This window comes from Pseudomonas sp. GW822-FHT01E03 (assembly GCF_058802985.1).
On the sequence record NZ_JBXAOQ010000014.1, the window covers coordinates 115,086 to 130,727 of the forward strand.

Annotated in this window: 10 protein-coding genes; 5 read left to right on the plus strand and 5 right to left on the minus strand. The window is 61.3% G+C overall.

What is annotated here, in order from left to right:
* Positions 1–141: 141 nt before the first annotated feature.
* From AC1RP7_RS24520 to AC1RP7_RS24535, 4 genes are all read left to right on the plus strand, one after another.
* A complete protein-coding gene (locus AC1RP7_RS24520; RefSeq protein WP_493182982.1) occupies positions 142–1,026 on the plus strand; it encodes a LysR family transcriptional regulator in 885 nt (294 codons plus the stop codon).
* A 42-nt stretch (positions 1,027–1,068) separates the two neighbouring features.
* Positions 1,069–1,647 carry an NAD(P)H-dependent oxidoreductase gene (locus AC1RP7_RS24525; RefSeq protein ID WP_102672788.1) on the plus strand — a complete coding sequence of 193 codons (579 nt, stop codon included), beginning with the start codon at positions 1,069–1,071 and terminating at the stop codon, positions 1,645–1,647.
* Positions 1,648–1,696: 49 nt separating this feature from the next.
* The gene (locus AC1RP7_RS24530; RefSeq protein ID WP_493182984.1) at positions 1,697–2,068 is read left to right on the plus strand and encodes a MerR family transcriptional regulator; all 372 of its coding nucleotides are present in this window, start codon (positions 1,697–1,699) and stop codon (positions 2,066–2,068) included.
* A gap of 106 nt (positions 2,069–2,174) precedes the next feature.
* On the plus strand, positions 2,175–2,519 hold the full coding sequence (locus AC1RP7_RS24535; RefSeq protein WP_007988984.1) for a cupin domain-containing protein: 345 nt from the start codon (positions 2,175–2,177) through the stop codon (positions 2,517–2,519).
* 161 nt (positions 2,520–2,680) lie between these two features.
* Here the strand turns inward: AC1RP7_RS24535 and mmsB are convergent, their stop codons facing one another.
* The gene (mmsB, locus tag AC1RP7_RS24540; protein ID WP_493182985.1) at positions 2,681–3,568 is read right to left on the minus strand and encodes a 3-hydroxyisobutyrate dehydrogenase; all 888 of its coding nucleotides are present in this window, start codon (positions 3,566–3,568) and stop codon (positions 2,681–2,683) included.
* A 10-nt stretch (positions 3,569–3,578) separates the two neighbouring features.
* A complete protein-coding gene (locus AC1RP7_RS24545; protein WP_057716519.1) occupies positions 3,579–5,105 on the minus strand; it encodes a CoA-acylating methylmalonate-semialdehyde dehydrogenase in 1,527 nt (508 codons plus the stop codon).
* 150 nt (positions 5,106–5,255) lie between these two features.
* Here AC1RP7_RS24545 and AC1RP7_RS24550 point away from each other — a divergent pair, with 150 nt between their 5' ends.
* Positions 5,256–6,203 carry a LysR family transcriptional regulator gene (locus tag AC1RP7_RS24550; protein ID WP_057716520.1) on the plus strand — a complete coding sequence of 316 codons (948 nt, stop codon included), beginning with the start codon at positions 5,256–5,258 and terminating at the stop codon, positions 6,201–6,203.
* Here the strand turns inward: AC1RP7_RS24550 and recD are convergent.
* The 3 genes from recD to recC are packed head-to-tail and all read right to left on the minus strand — an operon-like array spanning position 6,200 to position 15,428.
* Positions 6,200–8,293, minus strand: coding sequence for an exodeoxyribonuclease V subunit alpha (gene recD, locus AC1RP7_RS24555; RefSeq protein ID WP_493182987.1), 2,094 nt, complete (start codon positions 8,291–8,293; stop codon positions 6,200–6,202). The two genes, AC1RP7_RS24550 and recD, sit on opposite strands and share 4 nt — an antisense overlap.
* The gene (gene recB / locus AC1RP7_RS24560) at positions 8,290–11,979 is read right to left on the minus strand and encodes an exodeoxyribonuclease V subunit beta (RefSeq protein WP_349737050.1); all 3,690 of its coding nucleotides are present in this window, start codon (positions 11,977–11,979) and stop codon (positions 8,290–8,292) included. Before recB ends, recD begins: the two co-directional genes overlap by 4 nt.
* Entirely contained in the window at positions 11,979–15,428 is a 3,450-nt protein-coding gene (gene recC / locus AC1RP7_RS24565) for an exodeoxyribonuclease V subunit gamma (protein ID WP_493182989.1), read from the minus strand. The genes recB and recC overlap by 1 nt, the downstream gene beginning before the upstream one ends.
* Positions 15,429–15,642 lie beyond the last annotated feature (214 nt).

Here is a 15,642-nt window from a genome sequence, read left to right on the forward strand (position 1 = left end):
GAACAATCGGGTGCGGTATCTGACGCCATCGCGAGCAAGCTCGTTCCCACAGTGGTTATCTGTTGTTCACAAATCTCCTGTGGGAGCGAGCTTGCTCGCGATGGCGCCCTCCCAGACAACACACATCCAGAGGTTGCCGCAATGCACTTCGACCTGACCGACCTGCGCCTGTACCTGAACATCCTCGACACCGGCAACATCACCGCCGGTGCCGCGCGCAGTCATTTGTCCCTGGCAGCGGCCAGCGCGCGAATTCGCGCCATGGAGGCGTCGCTGGGCGTCGAATTTCTTCAGCGCAATCGTCGTGGGGTCAGCCCGACGCCGGCCGGCAATGCCCTGGCCCGACACGCCCGGGTTCTGCTGCAACAGGCCGGACGCCTGCAACAGGAACTGGCCGAGTACGCCCAGGGTGTCAAAGGCCAGGTGCGGCTGCTGTGCAACACCACGGCGATCACCGAATACCTGCCAGAGCTGCTCGCGGATTTCCTGCATAGCCATCCCAACCTCGACATCGATTTGCAGGAACTGCCCAGCACCCGCATCACCCACGCCTTGCGCCAGGGTGCGGCGGACCTGGGCATCGTTTCCGACGCGGTGGACACCGATGACCTGCAGACCCGAGCGTTTCGCGATGATCCGCTGGTGCTGATCATGCCCCGGGAACATCCCTTGTCTCATGCGACCTCAGTGAGCTTTACCGACACGTTGCATCACGACTACGTTGGCCTGAATGCCAACAGCGCGCTGGCGGTGTACCTGGAAGAGCAGGCACTGCACGCCGGCCTGCGCATGCAGATTCGCATCCGCGCCGACGGTTTCGATGGCGTGATGCGCATGGTCGCCCGAGGGGCGGGACTGGCAATCGTACCGTTGGCCGCGGTCGAACGCGGGTCCGCCGGACTACCCTTCAAAAGCCTCGCCCTGCAAGAACCCTGGGGCCAACGCAAACTGCTGCTCTGTGCCCGGGACTTCGCCGCATTACCCGGCTATGCCAAGGCCCTGCTGCACGCCTTGACTCTCCCCTGAGGGGCAGACTTTATCCTTGAGGTTTGATCTTCAAGGACCGCGATGATGGGTAAACGAATACTGGTGATACTCGGGCATCCGTCCGGCAACAGCTTCTGCGCCGCCCTTGCGGAGCGCTACACACTGTCGGCAGTGCGCGCCGGGCATGAAGTGCGTCAATTGTTTCTGGGCAGCATGGATTTTGACCCGGTGCTGCGCGAAGGCTATCAACAGGTCCAGCCGCTGGAAGCCGACTTGCGTAACGCCCAGGCCGATATCCTGTGGGCCGAACAGCTGACGCTGGTTTATCCGATCTGGTGGGGTGGCGTACCGGCCTTGCTCAAGGGCTTTTTCGACCGGGTGTTCTTGCCGGGTTTTGCCTTCAAATATCGCCAGGGCAAAGCCTTCCCCGACAAACTCCTGCGCGGCCGAACCGCCCACCTGCTGGTGACCATGGACACACCGCCCTGGTACTACCGATGGATCTACCGCATGCCCGGTTTGCATCAGGTCCGTAAAACCACGCTGGAGTTCTGTGGCATCAAGCCAACCCGAACCCTCACCTTCGGACCAATTCTCGGCGCCAGCGCAGACCGGCATGCAGCCTGGTTGCGCCAAGCCGAAGCTATCGCCAGCGCTTGAGTCGGTCGATAATGCGCCGAGCTTTATCCTCGGAGAAAAGGACCTTCCCATGTACATCGGCCAAGCCGCGCAACGTTCCGGAACCACGGTCAAAAGCATCCGTCATTACGAGTCGATTGGCCTGCTGCCTGCCGCTCGCCGCCAGGGCAAGTACCGCATCTATGACCAGCACAGCGTCGACCTGCTGATGTTCATCAAATGTGCCCAGCAGTTGGGTTTCAGGCTCAAGGAACTGCAGTCGGTCTTCGCCGGACATCAGGGTCCGCAGTTGCCATGGGAACGGGCACAACAGATCATCGCCAGCAAAAAACAGGAAATCGCCGAGCGGATAGCGGCGCTGTCGCAACAGCACTCACAATTGGTCGAGTTCGAGAACAGCCTCGAACAATCCAGGCTCGACTGCCCGCTGACTCGCCCTTGAGGGTTGTGCGTTTCTGGACAGCTCAGTGTCGAGCACAGACAACTGAACGATGGGCAGGCGCTATAGGGTGCGACTTCAGTTCTTGAGCCCACTGCCCGGAGTCATCATGACCGCACCGATTACCGTACTTCGCGATACCCACCCGCTGCCCGTGCTCGACGCCTGCAAATGGGAAAAACTCGAAGGCGACCCGCACACTGTCAACCTCAACGCCTACACGAGTGAAGACGGCAGTAAGATCATGGGCACCTGGATCTGCACGCCGGGCAAGTGGTACGTCGAATATGTGAAGTGGGAGTACTGCCATTTCCAGGAAGGCTACTGCGTCATCACCCCGGAAGGCATGGCACCGATCCACTTGCGCGCCGGCGACATTTTCGTCATCGAACCGGGAATGAAAGGCACCTGGGAAGTGGTGGAAACCGTGCGCAAATATTTCGTGTTTGCCTGATACAAAAAAACCGGGGGATCACCCGACGTGATCTCCCGGTAAATATCTTTGGGTATATGCAATTTTTGTAGGAGCGAGCTTGCTCGCGAAAAACCCGAGAACAACGCGGGGTGTCAGCCTCCCCGCATTATCGTTAACGACCATCGCGAGCAAGCTCGCTCCTACAAGGGCTTGCGATAACCGTTGATGATCGCCGAGAAGTCCTGACCACCCTCCCCACGCAAACTCATCGCCTGATACAACTGCTGGGCCACCGCGCCGAGTACCACCGGCTGGTGCGCCTGACGCGCCGCTTCAGTGGCCAGCCCCAGATCCTTGAGCATCAGTTCGGCACCGAAACCACCGGTGTAACCGCGCGACGCCGGTGCTGTTTCAACGATGCCCGGCCACGGGTTGTACATCTCCGAACTCCAGCAACGCCCGGTGGAACTGTTGATGATGCCCGCCAGCACCTTGGTGTCGATGCCCAGGGCATCGCCCAGTGCCATGGCTTCGCTGACGCCGACCATGGAAATCCCCAGCAGCAGGTTGTTGCAGATTTTAGCGATTTGCCCGGTACCGACCTCACCACAATGGACGATGTTGCGGCCCATTTGCGCCAGTACCGGTTGCAGGGTGGCGAACAGTTCGGGGGTGGCGCCGACCATAAAGGTCAGCGTCCCGGCGGCTGCGCCACCGGTGCCGCCAGAGACCGGTGCATCGGCCATGGCCACGCCCTGTTTGGCAGCGGCGGTGGCCACGTCCCGCGCGGTCTGCGGATCGATGGTGCTGCAATCCACGGCCGGCACACCTTTGCCGATACCGGCGAGCACGCCGTCTTCACCCAGCCACACACTGCGCACATGCACGGCGGCAGGCAGCATGGTAATGACCAGTTCGGCGCCCACTGCCGCTTCACGGGCCGATGCACTGATACTGCCGCCCAGTTGTTCCAGTTCCGCCAGCACGGCCTTGTTCAGGTCCACCAGGCGCAGTGCATGGCCGGCCTTGATCAGGTTGCGCGCCATCGGCGCGCCCATGTTGCCCAGACCGATAAAAGCGATTTTCATGTCCGGCTCCTTAACGCAGGTTGATGGTGGTGTTCACACCGTCGTTGACGCTGTCGTCATCGAACCAGCGACTGGTGACGGTCTTGGTCTGAGTGTAGAACTGCACCACTTGCTTGCCGTACGGGCCGAGGTCGCCGAGTTTGGAACCGCGCGAACCGGTGAAGCTGAAGAACGGGACCGGCACCGGAATCGGGATGTTGATGCCGACCTGGCCGACGTCGATTTCGTTCTGGAATTTACGCGCCGCCGCACCGCTCTGGGTGAACAGGCCCGTGCCGTTACCGAACGGGTTGGCGTTGACCAGGGCGATGGCCTCGTCGAGCGTATTAACCTCCAGCACAACCAGCACCGGGCCGAAGATTTCCTGGGTGTAGATCTGCATGTCGGTGGTCACGCCGGAGAACAGGGTCGGGCCGACAAAGTTGCCCTTCTCGTAACCTGGAACCGAGATCTCGCGACCGTCCAGCTCCAGTTTCGCGCCTTCCTTGATGCCGCTCTCGATCAGGTCGAGAATCCGCGCCTTGGCCTTTTTCGAAATGACAGGGCCAACATCAGTGCCCGGCTCGCTGCCGGCATTGACCTTGAGTTTTTGTGCCAGCGCCTTGAGATCCGGCAGCCATTGCTTGGCCGCGCCCACCAGCACCACCACCGAGGTGGCCATGCAGCGTTGACCGGCGGCACCGAAACCGGCACCCACCAGCGCATTCAGCGCTTGTTCGCGATTGGCGTCCGGCAGCACCACGGCGTGGTTCTTCGCACCCATCATCGATTGCACGCGCTTGCCGTGTTTACCGGCCAGGTCGTAGACATGCGTACCGACGGCGGTTGAACCGACGAAGGAAACCGCCTTGATATCTTTATGGGTGCAGAGCCCGTCGACCACATCCTTGCCGCCATGCACGACGTTGAGCACACCGGCCGGAATGCCCGCCTCGATCGCCAGCTCCACCAGGAGCATGGTCGACATCGGGTCCTGTTCGGATGGCTTGAGCACGAAGGTGTTGCCGCAGGCGATGGCCATCGGGAACATCCACAGTGGAATCATCGCCGGGAAGTTGAACGGGGTAATGCCGGCGCACACGCCGATTGGCTGGCGCAGGGTGTAGGTGTCGACGCCACCGGCGACGTTTTCAGCGAACTCACCCATTTGCAGGCTGCCGATGGAACAGGCGTGCTCGACCACTTCCAGGCCACGGAAAATATCGCCTTCGGCGTCGGCAATGGTCTTGCCCTGCTCGGCGCTGAGGACGGCGGCGATGCGCTTGGAGTGTTCGCGGATCAGCGCCTGGAGCTTGAGCATGATGCGCATGCGCGCGCCGATGGGTGTCAGTTTCCAGGTCTGGAATGCACGATGAGCGGCGCTGATGGCAGCATCGACTTCTTCAGCGGTGGCAAACGGCACCTTGGCCAGCACTTGCTGGGTCGCCGGGTTGATGATGTCGTGCCATTCGGTGGTCTTGGATTCGACCCACTGGCCGTCGATCAACAGTTTGACCTTCTGCACGGTGGTGTCATTGGGCGTGAGCGATACGTTCATGTGGGTCTCCAGATCTTTGTTGTTATCTTGGGAGCCAAGGCGAAACAGTCGCCTTGAGAATAGGCATGCGCCGCGAATTGGTTAACGGGCTGTTTTTGGAGTATAGATGTGCAAACTTCTGATAAGAACGCACATAAAAACCGGTCCAACATGCAAAAAAACATCACCTCCCTCGGCTCGTTGAACTGGGACGACCTCAAGTTTTTCCTGGAAGTCTCCCGCACCCGCAAGGCCAGCACCGCGGCCAAGCGCCTGGCGGTGGACTACACCACGGTGTCGCGGCGCATCAGCTCCCTGGAAACCGCACTGGGCACTTTGCTGTTCGAAAAATCCCGGACCAGCGGCTTTGTCCTGACCGCCGAAGGCCAGCGGTTGATGGGGTATGCCGAGTCGATCGAAAGTACCTTGCACATGGCGTGCGAGCAGGTTTCCGGGTCCGGCGTGGCGCTGTCCGGTCATGTGCGCATGGGCTGCACCGAAGGCTTCGGCAGCTTTTTCATCACGCCGCAGCTGAGCCACTTCGTCGACACCTACCCGGCCATCTCGGTGGATATCCTGCCGCTGCCGCATTTCATCAGCCTGTCCAAGCGCGAGGCCGACATCGTCATCGCCCTGGAGCGCCCGGAGCATGGACCGTACGTCTGCTGCAAACTGTGCGACTACCGATTGCAGCTGTACGCAACCCAGGACTATCTGGACAACCACCCGCCGATCCGCCGACCGGCAGACTTGGCCAAACATTCGTTTATCAGTTACGTCGACGACCTGGCGTTCAGCTCGGAGCTGCTGTACCTGGCCAACGTATTGCCCGGCGCCAGCGCCAACCTGCGCAGCACCAGCGTGATCGCGCAATTTGTGGCCGCGCAGCAAGGACGCTCACTGGCGATCCTGCCGTGCTTCCTTGCCACTCAGGACCCTCGCCTGCTGCCGGTGTTGCCGCAGGAAATCAATATCACCCGACAGTTCTGGATGTACTGCCGGGAAGATCTGCGCAAGCTCAAGCGGATCACCCTGTTGTGGGATTACATCCGCGAGGTGACCGAGCGCAATCAGGGACTGCTGATGGGTGAAAGCCGGGAGATGCTGTTCGCCGACTAGTCGGCGCCGAGCCCCAGCATCAACCCGCTCAAGCGCTTGACCTTGCGCCTCACCGCCTCTTCGAACACCCCTGTGCGGGGCTCGATCAAGGTGAACCAGTTCTTGGCCCGGGTGATCCCGGTGTAGATCAGTTCCTTGGTCAGCACGGGGTTCAAGGCGTCTGGCAAAATCAACGCGGTGTGGGCAAATTCCGAGCCCTGGGATTTATGCACGGTCATGGCGTACACGGTTTCGACATCATTGAGCCGGCTCGGCAGGACAAAGCGCACGCCACCCTGGCCGTCATTGCGCGGAAAGGCGACACGCAGAACCTGCTTGCCGGCCTCGGGGCCCTCACGCTCCGGAAGCTTGAGGGCGATGCCGATATCGCCGTTCATCAAACCCAGGCCGTAGTCATTGCGGGTCATCAGAACCGGACGGCCTTCGTACCACTGCTGGTCACTGTCGATCAGGCGTGCCCTTAGCAAGGCGTCCGTCACTCGCTGGTTCAAGCCCTCCACACCCCACGGCCCCTTGCGCACGGCACATAACAACTGGAACGCGTCGAAGGCTTGCAACACCTCCCGGGCCCAGTCGGCCCAGCGTGAATCTTCCAACGGACAATCGAGCGCTGGGCGCTGATTGCGCAGCAGGCTCAGGTAGTGCCGATAACCCTGCGGTTCCTCACCATGACCGTCGAGAAGCAGGCGCTCCAGAGCGCGGTCCTGCTCTCCCTTGAGAGACAAGGAGTACACATCGTCATGGCTTCGCGCAGACAACAACCTGCGTGCTTCTTCGGGTTGCTGCTGGTTGACCCAACGAGCCAGTTGACCAATACCACTGCCCTCACCGAATCGCCGGGAATGGCGCAACATCACAACCTGTTGGGCCAATGGATGAGCGCCCTGCGTGTCCTCCTGCAATCCACTGGCCTGCAAACTCTCGCCGCTGACGGCTTCCAGCCACTGGCGCGTCTGCGGGCTGTACCAGCCAGCCTCGGCGTCGCGACACAGATCCCCCAGTACCGCACCGGCTTCTACCGAAGCCAGTTGATCCTTGTCCCCCAACAGCACCAGGCGCGCATGGGCGGGCAAGGCGTCGAGCAGGTTGGCCATCATTTCCAGGTCGATCATCGAGGCCTCGTCCACCACCAACACATCCAGCGGCAGGCGATTGCCCGCGTGGTGCCGGAAATGACGAGTCCCGGGCCGGCTGCCGAGCAGGCGGTGAACGGTGGTGACGTCGGACGGAATCTTTTCCCGGACGTCCTCCGTAACCTTCAAGGTCCGGACTTGCTGGCTGATGGATTCTGTCAGACGCGCCGCGGCCTTGCCGGTCGGTGCGGCGAGACGAATGCGCAGGGGCATGCCAGCCTCGACCGCCGGCGCCTGGAGCAACGCCAGCAAGCGCACGACGGTGGTGGTCTTGCCGGTTCCCGGCCCCCCCGTCACGATGCTGAAGGCGCTACGCGTCGCCAGGGCGCAGGCCAGCTTCTGCCAGTCGATCACGTCACCAGGTCGGGCAGGACCAAACAACCCGGTGAGACGCTGGAGCAAGTCGATCGGCGTGGATTCGTGTTCCGTCAGACGCTCGCGCAACGAAAGGTCGATTCGCCGCTCGTAGGCCCAATAGCGGCGCAGGTACAAGCGTTTGCCCGATAAAACCAAAGGCCGGTCACGCACGTTGTCACGACTGTCAGCAGCCAGTGCGACCAGGTTGCTGGCGGCCAGCACCTTGCACCAATGAGCACCGTCCAGCGATCCCAGCAATTGCGAGGGCAACAGCATCGCGCCGCCTTGCACGTCACCTTCGGGTGGCAGCGACAGGGCGAAGTCCGGTTCTTTCAGTGTCTCGAACAGGTCGAGGCAGACATGCCCGTGACCCAATTGGTGGCTGGTCAGCGCGGCTGCCAGCAACACCAACGGATCATCCTCCGGCGCCAGTTCATGTAGAAACGCCACAAAGGCTTTGTCCAGCGCGCGCAACCAGCCACGCTCGACCCAACGCGTGAGCAACAACAGCAAGTCGTCGGCACGACTCAGCGGCGCCAGATCGACCAGGCTTTCGGCTGCCAGCGATGTGGGCAACAAATCGGCGAATGTGCGACTCATAACAGTACTCCCTGTTCCCAAGCGGGTTCGGCCTTGGGCTCTGGCTTGCCCTGGAACAACCTGTCCAGACGCTCGATCAGCTCTCTTGGCGGGCGGGCGAAAAACACACCCTGGCTGGCCGCACGCGTACCGCGCAAAAACAGGTACAACGCACCGCCGACATGCCGGTCGTAGTCGTAATCGGCGAGCCGCGCCTTGAGCTGGCGGTGCAGGGCCAACAGGTACAACACGTATTGCAGGTCATAACGGTTGTCGAGAATCGATTGTTCCATGGCCTGCGCGGTATAGGCCGCATCATCGACGCCGAGCCAGTTGGATTTGTAGTCGGCAACGTAATAGCGGCCGTCATGTTCGAACGTCAGGTCGATGAAGCCCTTGAACATACCGTTGAGCAACACCGGTTCCGCGGCCACCCGGGCCACGCCGTTATGGGTGTATTGGCACACCAGCGCATCGAGCTTGAGCACATCGACCTTATGGCTGGCGAACCAGAACTCCATCTCGACCTGATACTGCGTCAACTGGCCGAATACCACCGGTGCCTGACCGGCGCCCAGTTGCAACGGCGACTTGAGCAGATGCTGCAGCCAGTCACTCAAGGTGCTGATCCAGCCCTCCCAGCCTCGACGGTTGCAGCGACGGGCAATGGCGTCGATCACCTCGTGTGGTGCTGCATCAAAACCCTCGCCCCCCGCCCATTCGAGCAGGCCATGGAGGAAGGTGCCGGGATTCGGGCCGCGCGGGAAGCGATGGATATCGCCACCACCGGCAACCACCTCCCTGGGGGCCTGCGGATCGAGGCGTTCGTCATCGAACAGTTTTTGCGCCTGCGGGCTCTCCGGCGCCTCGTCCGTGCCGACACTCAGGGTGTCGCCAATGCGTAACGCGCTGTAGGAAGCGATCCACCAGTTTTCACTGGCCTTGCGTTTCGGAACCCGCGGAACCAGCAGCGCCGCATCGTTTTGTGGAGGCTGATAATGCTCTGCTGTTGCTTCAGGCATCTCGGCATACGCCAGCGCCGGGCAGTCCTGTTGCAGATCCTGCAGCCAACGCTGCAACGCCGGGGACTCGGCCAATGGCGCACCGCCGCCCAACAGATAACCCAATGCCGACAGATGCAGCACCGAGCCATTGTTGTTGCCACGCTTGAGGTCGGCCACCCCCAGCCAGCAGGCGTGTTGCGCCCGGGTCAGGGCGACATAGAGCAAGCGCAGATCCTCGGCCAGACGCTCATCGTCAGCCAGGGCAATCAATTCTGCCGTCGGCTTCAACGTGACTTGGGCATTGCCGGATTCATCGTGGTAGTGCAGCGGCAGACGGCTGCCATCCACCGGCTTAGCCGAGCAAATGAACGGCAGGAACACCAAGGGGTATTCAAGGCCTTTGGACTTGTGGATGGTCACGACCTTGACCAATTGCTCATCACTTTCCAGACGCAGGATCTGCTCTTCGCCAGCCTGCCCGGACAGCGCCAGATGCTCGGACAAATGCCGGATCAAGGCTTGCTCGCCATCGAGTTCAGCGGCGGCTTGTTGCAGCAGTTCGAAAAGGTGCAGAAGGTTGGTCAAAACGCGTTCGCCATCACTGCGGGCGATCAACGCCTGGGGCAGACGGAAGTCGTGCAGCAAGCGTCGCAGCATCGGCAGTACGCCCTGTTTGCGCCAGACTTCGCGATAGCCCCGGAACTGCATGACCCGGGACTCCCAGGCCAACTCGTCCTGATTCAGACGCTCGAGTTCCGTCAACGACAGGTTCAACGTGATGCTGGCCAACGCAGCCCGCAGCGGTCGCTCGACGTCCGGCTCGGCGCAGGCCTTGAGCCAGGTCAGCACGTCATGCGCCTCCTGGGCGGCGAACACCGAGTCCTTGTCCGACAGATAAACACTGCGCACACCACGGGCGGCCAATTGCGCACGAACCGCCTGCGCCTCCTTGCCATCGCGCACCAGGATGGCGATGTCCGCCGGTAGCAGGCCCCTGAAGGCTTTGCCGTCCTGGGTGAATCCCGCTTGCCCCTGCTGCCCACCATTGAGCAATGCCGTGATTTCACTGGCGCAGGCAGCCGCCAGATGTTGCCGGTACACCGCACCGGACAACGGTTGTTCGGCCGACAAGTGCCAGATGTTCAAGGCAGGGATTGCCTGGTCATTGATGCGCAAGACTTCTTTGCGGCCCTGGGAGGCAACCGGCGTGAACGGAACCGGGTTGTCGCCATTCTTCTCCCGAAAGAGGAACGCGCCGCGTCCTGACTCACGGGCTTCGGCGCGCGCGAACACATGGTTCACCGCGTTGACCATGCCATGGCTTGAGCGGAAGTTGGTGCCCAGGGTGTGCAGGCGGCCAGTGGTGGCCTGGCGGGCGCGCAAGTAGGTATGGATGTCGGCGCCGCGAAAAGCGTAGATCGCCTGTTTCGGGTCGCCGATCAGGAACAGGCCGCACTCGGGGCTGTTCTCCTCAATGCGGTAGATGCTCTCGAAGATCCGGTATTGCACCGGGTCGGTGTCCTGGAATTCATCGATCAGTGCCACCGGAAACTGCTCGCGAATCAGGGTTGCCAGTCGCTCGCCGCCATCGGACTGCAAGGCCGCATCAAGGCGCAGCAACATGTCGTCGAAACCCATTTCCGCGCGGCGGCGTTTCTCCTCCTCGAATCGTGCCCCGACCCAGCGGGCCGCATGTTGCAGTACGGCGGCATCAGGCGTTGGCAGCCCATCGAGACAGGCCTTGAGCCCGGCCATCGCATCGAGCCCCGGATGTCGAGGTGCTTCGCCCTTCCAGGCTTCGGCCATGCCATCAGGGGTCAGGCGCGTGAAACCGGTGCCGATATCCAGTTGCTCGAGGGATTCGTCTTCGGCCCAGGCTTTGATCTTTTCAAACCAGGGCTCGAAATAGCGTGCCTGCATCTTGCGACCGTCGACAGCCTTGCTGGCAACGCCTTGCTGACAGATCGCAAGCAACTCGTCCGCCCACTGCAGCCAGGGCTTCTTGAGTTCGATCAGGGCCGCCCTTCGCTCTTGCAAGCATTGCGAAATCACTTCGGCGGGTTCTTTCCCTTCAAGGGTATCCCGCTCGCTGGCGAACAGTGCACGAATCCGCGGCAGCAGCGCCGCCGGTCCGCCCCAATTGCTGCGCACCCAATTCAAGGCGTCACCTTGCATCGGGTAGCAGAACAGCCGCCAGTAATCGCGCAGGACTTCCCCCAGCAAGTCGCTGTGGTCGGTTTCCAGGGTCTGGGTAAACAGGCTGCCGCTGTCGAATGCGTGCTCGCGCAACATGCGCTGGCACCAACTGTGGATGGTCGACACCGCCGCCTCGTCCATCCACTGAGCGGCGATATCCAGGCGGTTTGCGCATCCGGGCCATTGCTCGGGCAAGTACTGATCACGCAACTCGGCAATCAGGCTGTCGGGGGCTGGTGTTTCATCGCGAAAAAAGCGTGCAGCCTCGGCGAGCCGCGTGCGAATGCGTTCGCGCAGCTCTTTGGTAGCGGCGTCGGTGAACGTCACGACGAGGATCTGCGGCGGCAACAGCTCACGCCCGAAACCACTGTCCTCCCCGCCGTTGCCAAGCACCAGACGCAGGTACAACGCGGAAATGGTGAACGTCTTGCCGGTCCCGGCGCTGGCTTCGATCAACTGGCTGCCACGGAGCGGGAATGCCAGGGCCAAAGGTGTCTTCGTGCTCATCAGCGCGACTCCTCGCTGGACAGGGAGCGCCAGGGCGCTTCAAGAAGCGGGCGATAGAGCGCGTCACACCACTGGGGGAACGTCTCGTCGGCGACCAAGGCATCGTAATCGGCGAACTGGCGAGCGAGTGCCGGGCTTTCGCGACGCTCTCCGTCCGTCGTCTGCCCGTCGCCTTCATAGGCCTTGCGCGCAGCGGCCTCGGCCTTGACCGGGTCGGTTTGCCCCAACCACGCGAAGGCTGTCTTGACCGCGATCGGCAGAGGCTGGCGCATCCCCGACTGCCAGGCCATCAACAGATCACCGAGAATTTTCCGCGCAGTGGACTGGTCCAGCGGACCGAGCAACAGGCTGTCATCGCTGGCCACCAATGCAGTGGTCAACGCCATGCCACTGGCACAAGCCATCAGATGATTGACCCAAGGGCGTGTCAGTCGATGCCATTTGCGCGACTTGATCGAGCCGATGCTGTTGGGGATCGTTGTAACAGACAACAAACCACCATCAGCACGCTGATGCAGGCCGCCGAGCCAGCCCTCGATGTGCAGGCCTTGCAGCTCAAGACTGACGGGCAACGCGCTGCTCAGCGGTGTTGGCCACAACGCCAGGAGCTGTTGGTGGCGTTGCAGCAAGTCAGGCAATGGCTCGATCAACTCACGTTGCAGGCACTCACCGAATCCGGCCATCGGCAGCAGCCCGCTGTTCTGCAAACGCTTCGCCTGATCCTCCAGTGCCTGCCCGGTATTTCCAGGATCTGCCAGCGCCGCTTCGAGTAAACGGTCGCTGAGGCTGTAACGCTGCAACGCATCCAGGACAAAGGGCTCTTCATCGGCCAACGGCACTTCTGCCGCCTCGAAGAAGACCTTCAGTCGCTGGCTGAAAAAGTGCCGTACCGGATTGCGCAGGAAATCCTGCAGTTGACCGAGACTCAGTGGTTCGTCCTGAACGTGGGGCCCGAGCACTTCGGCGCTTGGCTGCTGCTCTGCCGCTTGATGAAGGACCTGCCATTCGATGGCGTAGCTGAACGAGTCATCGCCTTCGTGAAAGTAGCGAGCACTGAAGGGTTGCAATGGGTGTTCCCGGGTCATGGCTTCCAGCAGATCCTCGTCGCTTTGCAGCATTCGCCAACCGCTGGCCAAGTGGTCACGCAACTGGCCGATCAGCACCGAGGCAGGCCGCTCGCTGTTATCGCGGATGCTGCGACCCACCCAACTGATGTAGAGCTGGTCCCGTGCCGACAACAAGGCTTCCAGTAACAGGTAGCGGTCATCTTCGCGCCGGGAGCGGTCACCCGGACGGTAATCACTGCCCATCAGATCGAAATCCAGCGGCGGTTGCGCCCGTGGATAATCGCCGTCATTCATGCCCAGCAGGCACACCAGTTTGAACGGGATAGCGCGCATGGGCATCAAGGTGCAGAAGTTGACCGCACCGGCCAGAAAACGTTGGGACAAACGGCCCTGATCCAGACCTGCAAGCCAGGCTTCACGGACGACGGTCAGCGGCAACTCATCCTGCAACCCGACGGATTCGCAGGTCTCGAGCCAGGTCTCACGCAGCTCTTCGAGCTGGGCCAGCAAGTAGTCATCGTGTTCGTTACCGGCAAGGAAGAACAACTGCACCAACGCCTGCAAGCGCAAGCCCCATTGCCCTGGCGATGCCGGTTGAGAGAGCTCGTGGTGAGCCACTTCCAGCGCGTCCAGCAACGCAACCAGCGGACCGATGAGCGCAGCGTCCAGACCACCGATCTCGTCGTAGGGCTCGATACCCTCATAAGCATCGGCGCTGCCAACGGCATAACCGAGCAACATCCGTCGCAATCCGAAGCGCCAGCTGTTTTGCTCCAGTTCGTTGGGTAGCCCGAGCCCGGCACGTTGCTCGGCATTCATGCCCCAGCGAATACCGGCACCTTCGATCCAACGGTGCAGCGTCGGCAGGTCACGCTCCTCGACACCAAAGCGAGCGCGCAGTGCCGGGACGTCCAGCAGATCGAGAATCTCACTGACGGGAAATCGGCTGTCAGGCAGCTTGAGCAGGTGCTCTACAGCAATCAGCAATGGATCGCGACCACGCTGGCCCTGGTCAGCCAGGGTAAACGGAATGAAGCGAGGATCCTGGCGGTCAAGCTGACCAAACACGGCACGAATATGCGGTGCGTAGCTGTCGATGTCCGGGACCATCACGATGATGTCTCGGGGCCGCAATGTCGGGTCGGCGCTGAAGCGCGCGAGCAGTTGATCGTGGAGGATCTCGACTTCTCGCTGGGCGCTATGGGCGATGTGAAAACGGATCGATTCGTCCTGCTGCAGATCGATAGCCGGCCAACGCTCCCGAGTCTCGTTGAGGGGGCGCAACTCGAGGATGTCATCCTGCAACTGGTTGAGCACATTCAGCGGCTGACCGTCACTGAACAGGTCGATGCGCCCGTCGCGGAATGCCGAACGATAGCTGTTGGGATCGTCATAACTGTCGAGCAGGTTGATATAGTCCCGCCCCTGCTTGCCCCATGCGGCCAGCAACGGGTGCGCATGCTGATGCAGGGTTTGCGGATCGATCACTACCGGCATGCCGCTTTTGCGGGCCTGACGCTTGTATTGATGCCGCAACAGGTCTTTATCGGCGACGATGTCTGCCCAATGGTGACGACACGGGTTATGTACGCACAGCAAAACCTGACTGAACCGTGCCAGTCCTGCTAGTGCTTCCAGGGCTTGAGCAGGTAGCGAAGAAATCCCGAAAACGATCACTCGCGAGGGTAAACCCTTGGGGGCTGCTTCGAGATGGTTGATACGCTCGACAAATCGCTGATGGACACCGGCACGGCTTTGCGCCATGCCTTCTTCTCCCACATCCAGCAAGAGTGCGCGCCATAGCTCTGCCTGCCAGCAATTGGCCGGGGTCAGGGGTTTGGCTTCACCCCTGGCGTTTCTTGTTTGATGGCGACCTTCCGCCCAGTCTTCGAGCCAGTCGGCTCGGTACACCTGGTATTGGTCGAACAGATCCGCCAGACGCTCAGCCAATTGATAGCGCTTGCGCAGATCGGTGTCATGGGTCAGGAAACGCTGCAGCGGCTCGAAGTGCGGCTGATTGATCAACTGCGGCAGCAGGCGCATCAGACGCCAGGTCAGTGGGGCTTTATCGAGCAGGGACTTGACCGGAATTTCGTCACGGCCAAGGACCATGCGATAGAGCTGCCACATGAAGCTGCCGGGCAACTGCACGTCGATGGCGGCAGCGATGCCGCAGCCTCCCATGTCGTCTTCTTCAGAGTCTTCCGCCAGTGCCAGCTTCAGCCATTGGGCAATGCCATTGCTTTGCACCAACGCGATTTCGTTCTCCAGGGGAGCCAGCGGGTAGCGTCGCATCCAGCTGACCACCAGGCTGCGCAACTCGTCCAGGCGGTTGCCGTGAACCACCATAAAACCAGCACTGAGGGACATCGCGTCCGGCATAAAGGCTTCCTTGGATAATACAAATTCGAGGGACGACTTTAGCATTGAAGGCGATTGGCTTCATTGTAGGAGCGAGCTCGCTCGCGAAGAACGCCAATGATGACGCGGGAAACCTGACACCCCGCGGCGCTCGCGGGTTTTCGCGAGCGGGCTCGCGCCTACAGGGACGCCAAAAACAAAACCCCTACCTGCATACGCAGATAGGGGTTTCGGA

Coding starts and splice junctions, on each gene's coding strand:
- AC1RP7_RS24520 (WP_493182982.1), top strand. CDS start 142: ATGCACTTCGACCTGACCGACCTGCGCCTGTACCTGAACATCCTCGAC.
- AC1RP7_RS24525 (WP_102672788.1), top strand. CDS start 1,069: ATGATGGGTAAACGAATACTGGTGATACTCGGGCATCCGTCCGGCAAC.
- AC1RP7_RS24530 (WP_493182984.1), top strand. CDS start 1,697: ATGTACATCGGCCAAGCCGCGCAACGTTCCGGAACCACGGTCAAAAGC.
- AC1RP7_RS24535 (WP_007988984.1), top strand. CDS start 2,175: ATGACCGCACCGATTACCGTACTTCGCGATACCCACCCGCTGCCCGTG.
- mmsB (WP_493182985.1), bottom strand. CDS start 3,568: ATGAAAATCGCTTTTATCGGTCTGGGCAACATGGGCGCGCCGATGGCG.
- AC1RP7_RS24545 (WP_057716519.1), bottom strand. CDS start 5,105: ATGAACGTATCGCTCACGCCCAATGACACCACCGTGCAGAAGGTCAAA.
- AC1RP7_RS24550 (WP_057716520.1), top strand. CDS start 5,256: ATGCAAAAAAACATCACCTCCCTCGGCTCGTTGAACTGGGACGACCTC.
- recD (WP_493182987.1), bottom strand. CDS start 8,293: ATGAGTCGCACATTCGCCGATTTGTTGCCCACATCGCTGGCAGCCGAA.
- recB (WP_349737050.1), bottom strand. CDS start 11,979: ATGAGCACGAAGACACCTTTGGCCCTGGCATTCCCGCTCCGTGGCAGC.
- recC (WP_493182989.1), bottom strand. CDS start 15,428: ATGCCGGACGCGATGTCCCTCAGTGCTGGTTTTATGGTGGTTCACGGC.